At 59.3% G+C, this 14,600-nt stretch carries 16 protein-coding genes; 10 read left to right on the top strand and 6 right to left on the bottom strand.

Annotated elements, in window-relative coordinates:
- Positions 1 to 312: 312 nt before the first annotated feature.
- The gene (locus J0F90_RS08165) at positions 313 to 2,001 is read right to left on the bottom strand and encodes an aspartate:alanine antiporter (RefSeq protein ID WP_004938680.1); all 1,689 of its coding nucleotides are present in this window, start codon (positions 1,999 to 2,001) and stop codon (positions 313 to 315) included.
- A gap of 294 nt (positions 2,002 to 2,295) precedes the next feature.
- On the opposite strand from J0F90_RS08165, the gene J0F90_RS08170 reads away from it, so the two are divergent.
- Complete coding sequence (locus J0F90_RS08170) at positions 2,296 to 2,685, top strand: inner membrane protein YbjM (RefSeq protein WP_004938679.1); 390 nt, start codon at positions 2,296 to 2,298, stop codon at positions 2,683 to 2,685.
- 39 nt (positions 2,686 to 2,724) lie between these two features.
- On the opposite strand, the gene J0F90_RS08175 is transcribed toward J0F90_RS08170, so the two are convergent.
- A complete protein-coding gene (locus J0F90_RS08175; RefSeq protein ID WP_004938676.1) occupies positions 2,725 to 2,988 on the bottom strand; it encodes a GrxA family glutaredoxin in 264 nt (87 codons plus the stop codon).
- A gap of 230 nt (positions 2,989 to 3,218) precedes the next feature.
- On the opposite strand from J0F90_RS08175, the gene J0F90_RS08180 reads away from it, so the two are divergent.
- From J0F90_RS08180 to rlmC, 9 genes are all read left to right on the top strand, one after another.
- Positions 3,219 to 3,533, top strand: a complete 315-nt coding sequence (locus J0F90_RS08180) for a YbjC family protein (RefSeq protein ID WP_015377290.1) — start codon at positions 3,219 to 3,221, stop codon at positions 3,531 to 3,533.
- A gap of 54 nt (positions 3,534 to 3,587) precedes the next feature.
- Positions 3,588 to 4,490 (top strand): 30S ribosomal protein S6--L-glutamate ligase, encoded by a 903-nt coding sequence (gene rimK / locus J0F90_RS08185; protein WP_033640833.1) that lies wholly within the window; start codon positions 3,588 to 3,590, stop codon positions 4,488 to 4,490.
- Between the two features lie 136 nt (positions 4,491 to 4,626).
- Positions 4,627 to 5,106 (top strand): type III secretion system chaperone family protein, encoded by a 480-nt coding sequence (locus tag J0F90_RS08190; RefSeq protein ID WP_004938666.1) that lies wholly within the window; start codon positions 4,627 to 4,629, stop codon positions 5,104 to 5,106.
- Positions 5,107 to 5,510: 404 nt separating this feature from the next.
- On the top strand, positions 5,511 to 6,620 hold the full coding sequence (potF, locus tag J0F90_RS08195; RefSeq protein ID WP_015377292.1) for a spermidine/putrescine ABC transporter substrate-binding protein PotF: 1,110 nt from the start codon (positions 5,511 to 5,513) through the stop codon (positions 6,618 to 6,620).
- Between the two features lie 123 nt (positions 6,621 to 6,743).
- Entirely contained in the window at positions 6,744 to 7,877 is a 1,134-nt protein-coding gene (potG, locus tag J0F90_RS08200) for a putrescine ABC transporter ATP-binding subunit PotG (protein ID WP_033640832.1), read from the top strand.
- A gap of 24 nt (positions 7,878 to 7,901) precedes the next feature.
- On the top strand, positions 7,902 to 8,864 hold the full coding sequence (potH, locus tag J0F90_RS08205; protein WP_016928361.1) for a putrescine ABC transporter permease PotH: 963 nt from the start codon (positions 7,902 to 7,904) through the stop codon (positions 8,862 to 8,864).
- The gene (potI, locus tag J0F90_RS08210; RefSeq protein ID WP_016928360.1) at positions 8,861 to 9,706 is read left to right on the top strand and encodes a putrescine ABC transporter permease PotI; all 846 of its coding nucleotides are present in this window, start codon (positions 8,861 to 8,863) and stop codon (positions 9,704 to 9,706) included. The genes potH and potI overlap by 4 nt, the downstream gene beginning before the upstream one ends.
- A 104-nt stretch (positions 9,707 to 9,810) precedes the next feature.
- Complete coding sequence (locus tag J0F90_RS08215) at positions 9,811 to 10,290, top strand: YbjO family protein (protein WP_042706209.1); 480 nt, start codon at positions 9,811 to 9,813, stop codon at positions 10,288 to 10,290.
- Between the two features lie 69 nt (positions 10,291 to 10,359).
- A complete protein-coding gene (rlmC, locus tag J0F90_RS08220; RefSeq protein WP_033640831.1) occupies positions 10,360 to 11,490 on the top strand; it encodes a 23S rRNA (uracil(747)-C(5))-methyltransferase RlmC in 1,131 nt (376 codons plus the stop codon).
- Positions 11,491 to 11,522: 32 nt separating this feature from the next.
- On the opposite strand, the gene artJ (J0F90_RS08225) is transcribed toward rlmC, so the two are convergent.
- The 4 genes from artJ (J0F90_RS08225) to artJ (J0F90_RS08240) form a co-directional block, all read right to left on the bottom strand.
- Positions 11,523 to 12,257, bottom strand: a complete 735-nt coding sequence (artJ, locus tag J0F90_RS08225; protein ID WP_016928355.1) for an arginine ABC transporter substrate-binding protein — start codon at positions 12,255 to 12,257, stop codon at positions 11,523 to 11,525.
- A gap of 199 nt (positions 12,258 to 12,456) precedes the next feature.
- A complete protein-coding gene (artM, locus tag J0F90_RS08230) occupies positions 12,457 to 13,125 on the bottom strand; it encodes an arginine ABC transporter permease ArtM (RefSeq protein ID WP_033637817.1) in 669 nt (222 codons plus the stop codon).
- Positions 13,125 to 13,841, bottom strand: a complete 717-nt coding sequence (artQ, locus tag J0F90_RS08235; protein WP_028127976.1) for an arginine ABC transporter permease ArtQ — start codon at positions 13,839 to 13,841, stop codon at positions 13,125 to 13,127. Before artQ ends, artM begins: the two co-directional genes overlap by 1 nt.
- A 9-nt stretch (positions 13,842 to 13,850) precedes the next feature.
- Complete coding sequence (artJ, locus tag J0F90_RS08240) at positions 13,851 to 14,582, bottom strand: arginine ABC transporter substrate-binding protein (protein ID WP_004928409.1); 732 nt, start codon at positions 14,580 to 14,582, stop codon at positions 13,851 to 13,853.
- Positions 14,583 to 14,600 lie beyond the last annotated feature (18 nt).

The raw sequence follows: 14,600 nt of genomic DNA on the forward strand, positions 1-14,600 counted from the left end.
GCATTGTTTGATAGCCGACCGCCCGACACTAAACGTTAAGAGAAACGATGTTTCAGGAAGGAGCGGACGCGCTGTACGTCGTCAGTTGAGGTGTTGCTGCCATCTGATGGCGGTCTCGCGGGCGGCGGCGTGCAGGCAACAAAAAACCCGATAATCTTGAACCTAAAAGGCGGGATTATCGGGCTCCACAAAATGGGGACATCAAAGAAAAGCAGTGGCACTAATTCAGACTGCGGCCCCCAACGAAAGTTCTGGCCGGCGACAAAAAAATCAAAATATTTTTATCGCCGATCCATCTCTCCCGCTAATCGATCAGCCGAGTATGCCTGGCCATAGCACCACGATGAGAGAACCCGCCAGCGTTAACAGCACGTTAGCGATGGCGTAGGTGCCGGCATAGCCCAGCGCCGGGATGTTGCTGCGCGCGGTGTCGCTGATGATCTCCATCGCCGGTGCGCAGGTGCGGGCGCCCATGATGGCGCCGAACAGCAGGGCGCGGTTCATGCGCAGCACGTAGGCGCCGAACAGGAAGCAGATAATCACCGGCACCAGGCTGACGATAAGCCCGGCGATCAGCATCTGGCCGCCGACCGCGCCCAGGCTGTGGCCGATGCCGGCGCCGGCGCTCAGGCCCACGCCCGCCATAAACACCATCAGGCCGAATTCTTTCACCATGTTCAGCGCGCCCTGCGGAATATAACCGAAGGTCGGGTGGTTGGCGCGCAGGAAGCCGAGCATGATGCCGGACATCAACAGGCCGGCGGCGTTGCCGATGCCGAACGAGAAGTTGCTGAACTGAATGGTGATCTGGCCGATCAGCAGGCCGATGATGAAGAAGGCGCAGAACGCCAGCAGATCGGTCACCTGGCTGTGGATCGAGATAAAGCCAATCTTCTCCGCCACGCTCTTCACCCGGCGCGCGTCGCCGCTTACCTGCAGCACGTCGCCCTTGTTGAGCACGATGCTGTCGTCGATCGGCATTTCGATCTGGCTGCGGATCACGCGGTTGAGGAAGCAACCGTGGTCGGTCAGCTTCAGCTGGCTCAGGCGTTTGTTCACCGCGTTGCTGTTCTTCACCACGATCTCTTCGGTCACGATGCGCATGTCGAGCAGATCGCGATCGAACACTTCCTTACCGTTGCGGAAGCTCGGATCCAGCCGCGCGTGGGCGTCCGGATAACCGACCAGCGAGATCTCGTCGCCCACCTGCAGCACCGCGTCACCGTCCGGGTTGGCCAGAATGCCGTTGCGGCGGATGCGTTCGATGTAGCAGCCGGTCTGGCGGTAGATGCCCAGTTCGCGCAGGTTCTTGCCGTCGGCCCAGGCCACCAGCTCGGGGCCGACGCGGTAGGCGCGGATCACCGGCAGGTAGACCTTGCGCTGGCTGTCGGTGTCCAGGCCGCGTTCGCGGGCGATCTGCTGGGCGGAGGTGGACAGATCCTGGTGCTGCAGCTTCGGCAGGTAGCGCGCGCCGAAAATCAGGCTGACCAAGCCGATCAGGTAGGTGAGGGCGTAGCCGAGGCTCAGATGATCCTGCGCCGCCAGCAGCGCCGGGCCGTTGACGATGGTGTTGCGCAGCGTATCGCCGGCGCCCACCAGCACCGGCGTCGAGGTCATCGAGCCGGCCAGCATGCCGGCGGTCAGGCCGATGTCCCAGTGGAACAGCTTGCCGAGGCCGATGGCGATCACCATTGCCGAACCGACCATCACCAGCGCGAGCATCAGGTAATTCTTGCCGTCGCGGAAGAAAATCGAGAAAAAGTTAGGCCCGGCTTCCACCCCGACGCAGAAAATAAACAGCATGAAGCCAAGATTCAGCGCCTCGGTGTTAATGGCGAAGTGTTGCTGGCCGAGCAGCAGAGAAACCACCAAAACGCCAATGGAATTACCGAGTTGGACGGAGCCCAGACGGAGTTTACCGAGGCATAGCCCCAGTGCGAGTACCACGAACAGTAACAGAATGTAGTTACCGTTTAACAAACTAGCGACGTTTATGTTCACGGAGGATAACTTATTGTTTACCAGTAAGTGCTTGATATAGATAACTATAAGAGATAAATTCAGCCTTAAAACGACATCATGAATCACCACCAGCAGAAAGCGAAGCGAACCATCGTTCGGCGGCGTTCATTCTAGACGCTATGACCGATGACAGCCAGCACAGAAAGCTGATTTCCTGCGCCGCCGGGCGCATTTAACTCTCTTTTGACCAAGGAAAAAATTCGGTTCAGCGTCACCGCACGGGTGATCGGGCCGATTTCTATTGATGCGGTAATTGGGCGGGGGAGAATTCGCATGACGAGTTATCGATATTGGCTGGGCATTCTCAGCTGTTTTCTGTTGTTCAGCCTGGTGTTTCTCGGCCAGCAAACCGGCCTGTTCGGTAGCACGGATCATGAGCACCACGGTGAAACCGGCCTGCTGCTGTTTGTGATCCCCGGCGCAATCGCCAGCTATTTGTCGAGCCGCAAGCGGCTGCTTTGCCCGTTGCTTGGCGCGCTGTATGCATTGCCGCTGTGCCTGCTGATCCGCCACTTTTGGCTGACGCCGTCCTATTCGTTCTGGCAGGAGCTGGCTTACGCCACCAGCGCGGTGTTCTGGTGCGTGTTCGGCGCTATGCTGATGCTGTTCGCCCTCGGTCTGTTGCACACGCTGCAGCAGCTGCACCGGCGGCAGCGGCAATAAAAAAAGGCGCGTTAAGCGCCTTTTTTGTCGTTCAAAAACTTACTGGAACAGGTTCAGGTGTTCTTTAGCGTAAGCTTCGAAATCGGTGCAACCGCCGATGTGCTTCTCGTCCAGGAAGATCTGCGGCACGGTTTCAACCGGTTTGCCGACGGTTTTTTCCAGATCGGCCTTGGTGATGCCTTCCGCGTGGATGTCAACGTAACGGAAGTTGAAATCGTCGCGTTCTTCAGTCAGTTTTTCCGCCAGTTCTTTAGCGCGGACACAATAAGGACAGCCAGGACGCCCGAAGATTACTGCAAACATGCAACGCTCCTTAATTGGATTTTCGATAAATTATTCGCGATTGCAACGACATCCCGTCACCGAAAAAGTCATTACCTGCGTCAGATGGCGCCTACTATGCCCGTTGAGGCGGTGAAAAAAAAGCAGGAATTACCTGTTAATCTGATTCATGTAACCAATTAGTCTGCCGGGGCTGTCGCCATCGGCGGGAATTCACTACACTGGGGGCAGACCTTCTGGAGAGGAAAAATATGCGTTCATTCGGTGACTTACCGCGCCCGGTGCTGGTGTTGGAAGGGCTGGGCATCGTGATGCTGGTGCTGGCCTACCTCAGCATTCACGGCCACCTGCAACTGCCGGGTTGGCTGGCGTCGCAGCAGGCGGCGGTCGGCATGATTTTCCTCGGCGTGGCGCTGATGGTGCCGGCGGCGGCGTTTCTGGTATGGCGCGTGGTGCAGGGCTTCGGGCCGCTGATGCGCGGCGGGTTGCCGCCGGAAAACGATCGCCGCAAACCGCAAGATGCAGACGCATCGAAAGATAATCAGGATCGCGATCCGCGCGCCTGAGCGCCGCGGCCGCTAACCCGCCTGCCGGGCAGGCGTTGGCTTTTGGGGTGACGAGTGAAAATTGCCATTCTTTCTCGCGACGGATCGCTCTATTCATGTAAGCGGCTGCGTGAAGCGGCGGAAGATCGCGGGCACAGCATCGATATCATCGATCCGCTCTCCTGCTATATGAACATCAATCCGGCGGCGCCGACCATTCATTATCGCGGCCGTCAGCTGGAACGTTACGATGCGGTGATCCCGCGCATCGGCTCCGCCATCACCTTTTACGGCACCGCGGTGCTGCGCCAGTTCGAACTGCTCGGCAGCTACCCGCTAAACGAATCCGTGGCCATTACCCGCGCCCGCGACAAGCTGCGTTCGCTGCAGTTGCTGGCGCGGCAGGGCATCGATCTGCCGATCACCGGATTTGCCCATTCGCCGGACGACACTGGCGATTTGATCGAGCTGGTCGGCGGCGCGCCGCTGGTGGTCAAACTGGTGGAAGGCACGCAGGGCATCGGCGTGGTGCTGGCGGAAACCCGTCAGGCGGCGGAAAGCGTGATTGACGCCTTTCGCGGGCTGAATGCCCACATCCTGGTGCAGGAGTACGTGCGCGAGGCGCAGGGGCGCGACGTGCGCTGTCTGGTGGTGGGCGGCCGGGTGGTGGCCGCCATCGAACGGCAGGCCAAGCCCGGTGAGTTTCGCTCCAACCTGCACCGCGGCGGCACCGCCTGCAAGGTGACCATCACCGCCAGGGAGCGGGCGATTGCGGTCAAAGCGGCGAACACGCTGGGGCTGGACGTCGCCGGGGTGGATATCTTGCGCGCCGAGCGCGGCCCGCTGGTGATGGAGGTCAACGCGTCGCCGGGGCTGGAAGGGGTGGAAACCACCACCGGGCTGGACATCGCCGGCATGATGATCGAATACATTGAGCAGCGCGGCCGGCCGGGCTTCCGCCTGAAATCCGGCGGTTAACGGGGTGGGCGGAGCGCATTTCCCGCCGTGCAATATCTGAATTAGTGAATTAAGCCGCATTGATCGTGGCGTATCGGGTGAATATTCCGTAAGCTATGCGCCTTTTCGCGTATTGAATATTGTGAGGCTGGTTATTATGGATTCACTCATTGTCCCCGATTTGGCGCTGTTGCGGCGCTGGCTGGATCAGTCGGGCATTTCTTTCTTTGAGTGCGATTCCTGCCAGGCGCTGCACCTGCCGCACATGCAGAACTTCGACGGCGTGTTCGACGCCAAGATAGATCTGGTGGACAACGTCATTCTGTTCTCCGCGCTGGCCGAAGTGAAGCCGACCGCGTTGATCCCGCTGGTGGCGGACCTGAGCCAGATCAACGCCAGCTCGCTGACCATCAAGGCGTTTGTCGATATTCAGGACGACAACCTGCCGAAGCTGATCGTCTGCCAGTCGCTGAGCGTGGCGGTCGGCATCACCTACGAGCAGTTCACCCACTTCATGCAGCAGGGCGAAGAGCAGGTCTCGATGGTGATCCTTGAGGCGCGGGCGAACGATCTGCTGTTTATGGGTGACGAAGAAGAGATCCCCGCTGGCGCCGTGCGTCAACCGATGCTGCACTGATCCTCGCCATACCTTAAGCATGCCGTCGCTCCGGCGGCATGCTGCCGTGACGCCTCTCCGCAATAAAATATTCTGCACTTTGGCCTTTGCCGCCCGATCTTTCTCGCCTTTTGCGCCGTTAATGGCGTGTCACATAGAGAAAACTGCATAAAAAATCGATAAAAGGCGTTTTTTACCCTGGGGGCTGGCGGGTTGCGATGGCAGCGGCTATGCTGCTGATTCTGCAAAGGGCTTGCGATTCCCCTTGTGACCACGCGAGCAGGGCAGTGAAAAAGGCGCATGCAATCATATGCATAGCCATTCAGTTCGCGGTTGCAACGATTGCGCTCAATCAGGAAAGGTTTTGTATCGCTGCAGATACAAGTTCAATTCTATGATTCACCCTGTTTTGGAGGAAGTTACGGATGGTCACCCAACGTAAAAAGTGGTTATCGGGTGTGGTTGCCGGCCTGTTGATGGCCGCGTCCGTCAATGCGTCAGCCGAAGAGAAAACGCTGCACGTGTATAACTGGTCCGATTATATCGCGCCGGACACTTTGGCTAATTTCCAGAAAGAAACCGGCATCAAAGTGGTGTACGACGTCTTTGACTCCAACGAAGTGTTGGAAGGCAAACTGATGGCGGGCAGCACCGGTTATGATCTGGTGGTTCCTTCATCCAACTTCCTCGAGCGCCAGTCTCAGGCCGGCATCTTCGAACCGCTCGACAAGAGCAAAATGCCCAACTACAAGAATCTCGATCCCGAGATGCTGAAGCTGGTTGCACACAATGACAAAGACAACAAATACGGCATCCCATACCTGATGGTGACCACCGGCATCGGCTATAACGTCGACAAGGTGAAGGCGGCATTGGGCAAAGACGCGCCTGTCGACAGTTGGGATCTGATCCTCAAGCCGGAAAACCTCGAGAAGTTGAAAAGCTGCGGCGTCTCCTTCCTCGATGCGCCGAGCGAGGTTTACGCCACTGTGCTGCACTACCTGGGCAAGGATCCCAACAGCACCAATGCGGCGGACTATACCGGCGCGGCCAACGATCTGCTGCTGAAACTGCGGCCGAATATTCGTTACTTCCACTCTTCTCAGTACATCAACGATCTGGCTAACGGTGATATCTGCGTGGCGATCGGCTGGTCCGGCGACGTGATGCAGGCGGCCAACCGCGCCAAAGAGGCGAAGAACGGCGTGAACGTGGCCTACGCGATCCCGAAAGAGGGGGCGCTGACCTACTTTGACATGTTCGCCATGCCGGCGGACGCCAAGAACAAAGACGCCGCGTACCAGTTCCTGAACTTCCTGATGAAACCTGACGTGATGGCGGGCATCAGCAACTATGTCTATTACGCCAATGCGGTGAAAGATTCCACGCCGCTGGTGAACGCCGAAGTGCGCGAGAACCCGAACGTCTATCCGCCGGCCGATCTGCGCGCCAAGCTGTTCACGCTCAACGTGCAGTCGCCGAAGCTGGACCGTGTCATTACCCGCGCATGGACTAAAGTTAAAAGCGGGAAGTGATGATGGGGGGGATACCCCCGATCGTCGGTAAACCGGCAGGCGGGGGCTCCCCGCCTGCATTGCCGTTTTGGGCCACGGCGCTCGCCGTGGTTTTGTGCCGCTTTACGCCGGAGAGCACCCCGATTGAACGACGCCATCCCTCGTCCTCAAGCCAAGTCGCAGAAGGTCTTCACCCCTCTGCTGGAAATCCGTAACCTCACCAAAACCTTCGACGGGCAGAATGCGGTCGAAGACGTCAGCCTCACCATCTACAAGGGCGAGATCTTTGCGCTGCTTGGCCCGTCCGGCTGCGGCAAGTCCACCTTGCTGCGCATGCTGGCCGGCTTTGAACAGCCGACGGAAGGGCAGATCGTGCTCGATGGGCAGGATATGTCGCATGTGCCGCCGTACCAGCGGCCGATCAACATGATGTTTCAGTCGTACGCGCTGTTCCCGCACATGACCGTGGAGCAAAACATCGCGTTCGGCCTGAAGCAGGACAAAATGCCGCGGGCGGAGATCGCCGAACGGGTGGCGGAAATGCTGGCGCTGGTGCACATGCAGGAGTTCGCCAAACGCAAACCGCACCAGCTTTCCGGCGGCCAGCGGCAGCGGGTGGCGCTGGCGCGCAGCCTGGCCAAGCGGCCGAAGCTGCTGCTGCTGGATGAACCGATGGGCGCGCTGGACAAGAAGCTGCGCGATCGCATGCAGCTGGAAGTGACCGACATTCTCGAGCGCGTCGGCGTGACCTGCGTGATGGTGACGCACGATCAGGAGGAGGCGATGACCATGGCGGGGCGCATCGCCATCATGAACCGCGGCAAGTTCGTGCAGATCGGCGAGCCGGAAGAGATCTACGAGCATCCGAACAGCCGCTTCAGCGCCGAATTTATCGGTTCGGTCAACGTCTTCGACTGCGTGCTGCAAGAGCGCCACGACGATGCGCTGATCCTGCAAAGCCCGGGGCTGCGCCATGCGATCAAAGTGGATCCGGACGCCTCGGTGGTGGATGGCGTGCCGATCCAGGTCGCGCTGCGGCCGGAAAAGATCCTGCTGTGCGAACAAGTGCCGGAAGACGGCTGCAACTTCGCGGTGGGGGAAGTGGCGCACATTTCCTATCTGGGTGATCTGTCCATCTACCACGTGAAGCTGCACAGCGGGCAGATCATCAGCGCCCAGCTGCAAAACGGCCATCGTTTCCGCAAGGGGATGCCCACCTGGGGCGATGAAGTGCGTCTATGTTGGGAAACCGACAGCTGTGTCGTGTTGACGGTGTAGTGGAGCTGGTGAGGAGTAACCCGTATGTCCCTGCTTTCTGAACGCACGCCGGAACCGCCGGCCAAAACGCCGGCCACCCTCAAGGCCTTGTTCCATCGCCTGCTGATGGCTCACGGCCGCAAGCTGGTAATCGCATTGCCGTATTTATGGCTGACGCTGCTGTTTATGCTGCCGTTCCTGATCGTGTTCAAGATCAGCCTGGCGGAGCTGGCGTTGGCGGTGCCGCCTTACACCGAGCTGATGAGCTGGGTGGACGGTAAGCTGAACATTGCGCTCAACTTCGCCAACTATCTGCAGCTGACCGACGATCCGTTGTATATCGATGCCTACCTGCAGTCGCTGCGCGTGGCGGCGGTCTCGACGCTGTGCTGCCTGATCATCGGCTATCCGCTGGCCTGGGCGGTGGCGCACAGCAAAGCGTCGACCCGCAACATTCTGCTGTTGCTGGTGATCCTGCCTTCCTGGACTTCGTTCCTGATCCGCGTTTACGCCTGGATGGGGATCCTGAAAAACAACGGCACGCTGAATAACTTTCTGATGTGGCTAGGGGTGATCGACCAACCGCTGGTGATCCTGCACACCAACCTGGCGGTGTATATCGGCATCGTTTATTCCTATCTGCCGTTTATGGTGTTGCCGATTTACACGGCGCTGATCCGGCTGGATTACTCGCTGGTGGAGGCGTCGCTGGATCTGGGGGCGCGGCCGCTGAAAACCTTCTTCAGCGTGATCGTGCCGCTGACGCGCGGCGGCATCATCGCCGGTTCGATGCTGGTATTCATTCCGGCGGTGGGGGAGTTCGTGATCCCGGAACTGCTCGGTGGGCCGGACAGCATCATGATCGGCCGCGTGCTGTGGCAGGAGTTCTTCAATAACCGCGACTGGCCGGTGGCCTCGGCGGTCGCCACCATCATGCTGCTGTTGCTGATCGTGCCAATTTTGTGGTTCCACAAACACCAGAACAAGGAAATAGGGGGGCAGGAATGAACAACTTGCCGGTAGTGCGTTCACCGTGGCGCATCGCCATCCTGACGATCGGTTTTACCTTCCTGTATGCGCCGATGCTGATGCTGGTGATCTACTCCTTCAACAGCTCCAAGCTGGTGACGGTGTGGGCCGGCTGGTCCACGCGCTGGTATACCGAACTGTTCCACGATTCGGCGATGATCAGCGCGGTGGGGCTCAGCCTGACCATCGCCGCCGCCTCCGCCACCGCCGCGGTGGTGCTGGGCGCCATCGCCGCCGTGGTGATGGTGCGGTTCGGCCGCTTTCGCGGTTCGACCGGCTTCGCGTTTATGCTGACTGCGCCGCTGGTGATGCCGGACGTGATCACCGGCCTGTCGCTGCTGCTGCTGTTCGTAGCGATGGGGCACGCTTTCGGCTGGCCGTCGGAGCGCGGCATGTTCACCATCTGGCTGGCGCACGTCACCTTCTGTACCGCTTATGTGGCGGTGGTGATCAGCTCGCGTCTGCGCGAGGTGGATCGCTCGATTGAAGAGGCGGCAATGGATCTGGGGGCGCCGCCGCTGAAAGTGTTCTTCGTTATTACCTTGCCGATGATTGCGCCGGCGCTGATCTCCGGCTGGATGCTGGCGTTTACCCTGTCGCTGGACGATCTGGTGATTGCCAGCTTCGTCTCCGGCCCGGGCGCCACCACGCTGCCGATGCTGGTGTTCTCCAGCGTGCGCATGGGGGTGAATCCGGAAATCAATGCGCTGGCCAGTCTGATCCTGCTGGTGGTGGGCATTCTCGGCCTGATCGCCTGGTGGTTTATGGCGCGTTCGGAAAAACAACGATCGCGTGAATTACAGCGGGCGGCCCGTAGCTGAATCGTAACAAACCTGCTATTTTTGCAATCAATAAGTATTGCAACTAACTACCTGACTTTACATGCGCCATCTGTATTGGTGGCGCGTCGTAGCGGAACACGGATATGTCAGACATGCTGAAAAGCGGGCAGGGAATGAGATCGACTTCGGATGCGCCGGTGCCGGTGATGGTGGCGGGCACCGCCATGGTGGCGATCAAGTGTATCAGCGTGGTGTTGTTGTTGGGCGAACTGGGCGTCGACGGCGCACAGGAATTCGTCAACACCAGCGCGCAGGCGTGGGATTCCACCTTTATCTTTCTGGCCGGCCTGATGCTGCTGTGCCTGCAAATCAGCTGCGGCTTTGCGGTGATGCGCGGCCGCAACTGGGGACGCTGGGGCTATGTGGTCTGCCAGTGCATCGTGGTGCTTTACCTGCTGTTGGCCACCATTGGCAGCGTCTTCCCCGAGGTGTTCACCGTGGAGGGGGAAACCAGCGGCCAAATCCTGCACGTTCTGATCCTGCAAAAGATCCCCGACGCGGTGATCCTGGCGTTGCTGTTCGTTCCTGCCGCCAGCCGCCGCTTCTTCACCGCGCGCAAGTGAGATTTTAGGCGTGCGGAGTGGTAAACTCTGCGCCCTTAATTCGTCATCCTGAACTTCACGGTAATCTTCATGCATTGCGCTTTGTATACGGCGGGTACCTGCCGTTCCTGTCAGTGGCTGGAAAAGCCCTATCCGCAGCAACTGGCTGACAAACAGCATCACCTGCACTCGCTGCTGGCCGGGCGCGACGTCGCGCAGTGGCTGCAGCCGATGGCGGGGGAGCTGAGCGCATTTCGCAATAAAGCCAAGATGGTGGTCAGCGGCAGCGTGGAGCGCCCGCTGCTCGGCATGCTGCACCGCGACGGCACGCCGGTCGATCTGAGCGACTGCCCGCTGTATCCCGCCGGCTTTGCGCCGATGTTTGCGGTGCTGAAAAGCTTCATCGCCCGCGCCGGCCTGACGCCGTATAGCGTGGCGCGCAAACGCGGCGAGCTGAAATACCTGCTGCTGACCGCAAGCACGCTCGACGGCGGCGTGATGCTGCGTTTCGTGCTGCGCTCGGAAACCAAGCTGGCGCAGCTGCGCGCCGCGCTGCCGTGGCTGCAGCAGCAGCTGCCGCAGCTCAAGGTGATCTCCGCCAATATTCAGCCGGTGCATATGGCGATCATGGAAGGGGAGCGCGAGATCGCGCTGACCGAACAGCAGGCGCTGGAGGAACAGTTCAATCAGGTACCGCTGTTCATCCGCCCGCAAAGCTTCTTCCAGACCAACCCGCAGGTGGCCGCCGAACTGTATGCCACCGCCCGCGACTGGGTGCGCGCGCTGGGTATCAACAGCATGTGGGATCTGTTCTGCGGCGTCGGCGGTTTCGGCCTGCACTGCGCGCAGCCGCAAACGCGGTTGACCGGCATCGAAATCAGCGCGGAAGCGATCGCCTGCGCGCGCCAGTCGGCGCAGCGATTGGGGTTGCTGCAGGTCGATTTTCAGGCGCTCGACTCCACCCGCTTCGCCACCGCCGAAGGCCAGGTGCCGCAGCTGGTGCTGGTCAATCCGCCGCGGCGCGGCATCGGCCAGACGCTGTGCGATTATTTGAGCCGGATGGCGCCGGATTACATTCTGTATTCCAGCTGCAACGCCGAGAGCATGGCGAAAGATATCGAGATGTTGCCGGGATACCGCATCGAACGGGTGCAGCTGTTCGACATGTTCCCGCATACCGCGCACTACGAAGTGCTGACGCTGTTGGTGCGGCGTTTATAAAACATAAGGCCCGGTTATCCGGGCCTTATTGCTTACTGCGGGAACCATTTGTCGTTGATGGCTTTGTAGGTGCCGTCGGCCTTGATGGCGTCCAGCGCGGCGTTCAGCTTGGCCAGCAGCGCCTGGTTGTCCGGGCGCACCGCGATGCCGAGACCGGTGCCGAAGTATTGCGCATCGGTGATGTGCTCGCCGACTGGCGCCAGCTGCGGGTTGGTTTTCAGCCACTCGTTCACCACGGCGGTGTCGCCGAACACGCCGTCGATACGGCCGTTTTTCAGCTCCAGAATGGCGTTCTGGTAGCTGTCGTAAGAAACGGTGTTAATCTCCGGGTGCTTGTCCTGCATGTATTTCTGGTGGGTGGTGCCGTTTTCCATGCCGAGCTTTTTGCCTTTCAGATCCGCCAGCGAGCTGAACTTGCCTTTTTGCGCGATCACGATTGCCGAGTTGGCGTAGTAAGGCTGGGTGAAAGCGACCTGTTTGCTGCGTTCCGGCGTGATATCCATCCCGGAAATCACCGCATCGTATTTCTTGAATTTCAGCGCGGCGATCAGGCTGTCGAACGCCTGGTTGGTGAAGGTGCACTGCGCCTGCATCTGCTTGCACAGCGCGTTGGCCAGATCGATATCGAAACCGACGATCTGGTTGTTGGCGTCGAGTGATTCGAACGGCGGGTAGGTGGCGGAGGCGGCGAAGCGGATAGTCTCGGCAGCGGCGGCGTTAAAGGTCATCCCGGCCAACATCGTCGCGGCAAGCAGCAGTTTTTTCATGCGTAGAGCTCCTGTCTGGATCCTGAAAGTGATTATTCGCTATCGTTTGTTTTTACTGGTAATCGCCAGAGGTTTTTGTGCGAATGCCTGTTGTTAACCCTGCCATTGAGTGAATTAAAATGCAATATAAATGATTAAGTATTGCATTGAGGGATAAAAAAAGCCCCGCACAATGGCGGGGCTCATGGGGGCGGCGCCCTCAGTTACGGCGCTCAAACGCCAGCGCGCGGCGCTCCACCAGCCGCATCAGCAGCGTCAGCAGGCCATTGACGCACAGGTACACCAGGCCGGCGGCGCCGAACACCATCACGTCGTAGGTGCGGCCATACATCAGCTGGCTGTAGCCCATCACTTCCATCAGCGTGATGGTATAGGCCAGCGAGGTGCTTTTGAACACCAGCACCACTTCGTTGGAATAAGACGACAGCGCGCGTTTGAAGGCAAACGGCAGCAGGATACGCAGCGTCTGCCGGCGCGACATACCCAGCGCTTCGCACGACTGCCATTGCCCGGCCGGAATGGCGCGCACCGCGCCGTAGAACAGCTGCGTGGTGTAGGCCGCGCTGTTCAGCGCCAGCGCTATCATCGCGCACAGCCAAGGCTGCGACAGCAGGTTCCACAGCCACGGATAGTCGCGGATCGCCGGAAACTGACCGGGGCCGTAGTAGATCAGGAAGATCTGCACCAGCAGCGGCGTGCCGGTGAACAGCGTCACGTAGATCTTGACCAGCGGCGTCAGGATTGGCGTTTTCAGCGTCAGGATCACCGTCAGCAGCAGCGACAGCACCAGCGCGACGATCAGCGCGGCGACGGTCAGCGTCAGGCTGGTATGCAGCCCTTTGAGGATTTCCGGCAAATACTCAATCATCAGACCGGCCCCCGCTCAAAGCGCGTGGCGCGCAGCTCAATGCGTTTGATGACGTATTGGCTGAACAGCGTCACCAGCAGGTAGATGGCCGCCGCGATCACATACCAGGTAAAAGGCTCCTGGGTGCGGGTGGCGATGCTCTTGGTTTGCAACATCAGATCGTTCACGCTGATCAGCGACACCAGCGCGGTGTCTTTCAACAACACCAGCCACTGATTGCCGAGGCCGGGCAGGGCGTGGCGCCACATCTGCGGCATGATCAGGCGAAAGAAGATCGCCGCTTTACTCAGTCCAAGCGCTTGACCGGATTCCCACTGCCCCTGCGGCACCGCTTTGAGCGCGCCGCGCAGCGTCTGCGAGGCGTAGGCGGAATAGAGCAAGGCCAGGGCGATCACCCCGCACAGGAACGGGCTGACTTCGAAATTGTCGATCGCCAGCTGAATCGGCAGTTGGAACAGACCGAGGTTGAGGGTAAAGCCGTCGGAGAGCATCAGCAGCAGCTGCGACGAGCCGAAATAGATAAACAGCACCACCAGGATTTCCGGCAGGCCGCGCAACACGGTCACCCAGGCGGTGCCGAGCCAGCTGACCGCTTTCCAGCGGGACGATTCCCATACGGCGAACAGCATCGCCAGAATCAGCCCGAGGATCAGGGCGCAAACGGCAAGGCCGACGGTCATGCCGGCGGCGCTTGCTAAAGGTTGTAATTCATTCATTTGGGCGTATTACTGCTGGAACCATTTTTTGTAGATGGTTTCATAGGTCCCATCCTGCTTGATCTTGTCCAGAGCGGCGTTGAACTTGCCCTGCAGATCGGTATTCTTCTGGCGCACCGCGATGCCGAGGCCGGTGCCGAAGTAGTCTTTGTCGGTCACTTTGGCGCCCACTGCCGCCAGCGCGTCATTCTGCTTCAGCCACTCGTTGACCACCGCGGTATCGCCGAACACCGCATCAACGCGGCCGTTCTTCAGATCCAAAATGGCGTTCTGGTAGCTGTCGTAAGGCACGGTGGTGATTTCCGGGTGCTTGTCGGTCAGGTATTTTTGGTGGGTGGTGCCGTTTTGCACGCCCACTTTCTTGCCTTTCAGCGCCGCCACGTCGGCGATTTTGCCTTTCTGCGCGATGAACAGCGCCGAGTTATCGTAGTAAGGCTTGGTGAACAGCACCTGCTTCTCACGCTCCGGCGTAATGTCCATGCCAGCCATCACCGCATCGAAACGCTTGAACTTCAGGCTCGGGATCAGGCTGTCGAACGCCTGGTTGGTGAAGGTGCACTCGGCCTGCATCTCTTTGCACAGCGCGTTGGCTAGATCGACATCAAAACCCTGAATTTTGTTGCCGGCGTCAATAAATTCAAATGGAGGATAGGAGGCTTCGGTAGCGAAACGGATGGTTTCGGCTGCGGAGGCGGAAACGCTGATGCCGGCCAGAACGGCGGCGATTATTAGTTTTTTCATCGCAAAATCCCCAAATTA

The organism is Serratia marcescens subsp. marcescens ATCC 13880, assembly GCF_017299535.1.
GTDB lineage: Bacteria > Pseudomonadota > Gammaproteobacteria > Enterobacterales > Enterobacteriaceae > Serratia > Serratia marcescens.

What these genes read in the sequence shown, in the direction of transcription:
- J0F90_RS08170 (WP_004938679.1), top strand. Translation starts at nt 2,296, where the DNA reads ATGACGAGTTATCGATATTGGCTGGGCATTCTCAGCTGTTTTCTGTTG.
- J0F90_RS08175 (WP_004938676.1), bottom strand. Translation starts at nt 2,988, where the DNA reads ATGTTTGCAGTAATCTTCGGGCGTCCTGGCTGTCCTTATTGTGTCCGC.
- J0F90_RS08180 (WP_015377290.1), top strand. Translation starts at nt 3,219, where the DNA reads ATGCGTTCATTCGGTGACTTACCGCGCCCGGTGCTGGTGTTGGAAGGG.
- J0F90_RS08190 (WP_004938666.1), top strand. Translation starts at nt 4,627, where the DNA reads ATGGATTCACTCATTGTCCCCGATTTGGCGCTGTTGCGGCGCTGGCTG.
- potF (WP_015377292.1), top strand. Translation starts at nt 5,511, where the DNA reads ATGGTCACCCAACGTAAAAAGTGGTTATCGGGTGTGGTTGCCGGCCTG.
- potH (WP_016928361.1), top strand. Translation starts at nt 7,902, where the DNA reads ATGTCCCTGCTTTCTGAACGCACGCCGGAACCGCCGGCCAAAACGCCG.
- potI (WP_016928360.1), top strand. Translation starts at nt 8,861, where the DNA reads ATGAACAACTTGCCGGTAGTGCGTTCACCGTGGCGCATCGCCATCCTG.
- J0F90_RS08215 (WP_042706209.1), top strand. Translation starts at nt 9,811, where the DNA reads ATGTCAGACATGCTGAAAAGCGGGCAGGGAATGAGATCGACTTCGGAT.
- rlmC (WP_033640831.1), top strand. Translation starts at nt 10,360, where the DNA reads ATGCATTGCGCTTTGTATACGGCGGGTACCTGCCGTTCCTGTCAGTGG.
- artJ (WP_016928355.1), bottom strand. Translation starts at nt 12,257, where the DNA reads ATGAAAAAACTGCTGCTTGCCGCGACGATGTTGGCCGGGATGACCTTT.
- artM (WP_033637817.1), bottom strand. Translation starts at nt 13,125, where the DNA reads ATGATTGAGTATTTGCCGGAAATCCTCAAAGGGCTGCATACCAGCCTG.
- artQ (WP_028127976.1), bottom strand. Translation starts at nt 13,841, where the DNA reads ATGAATGAATTACAACCTTTAGCAAGCGCCGCCGGCATGACCGTCGGC.
- artJ (WP_004928409.1), bottom strand. Translation starts at nt 14,582, where the DNA reads ATGAAAAAACTAATAATCGCCGCCGTTCTGGCCGGCATCAGCGTTTCC.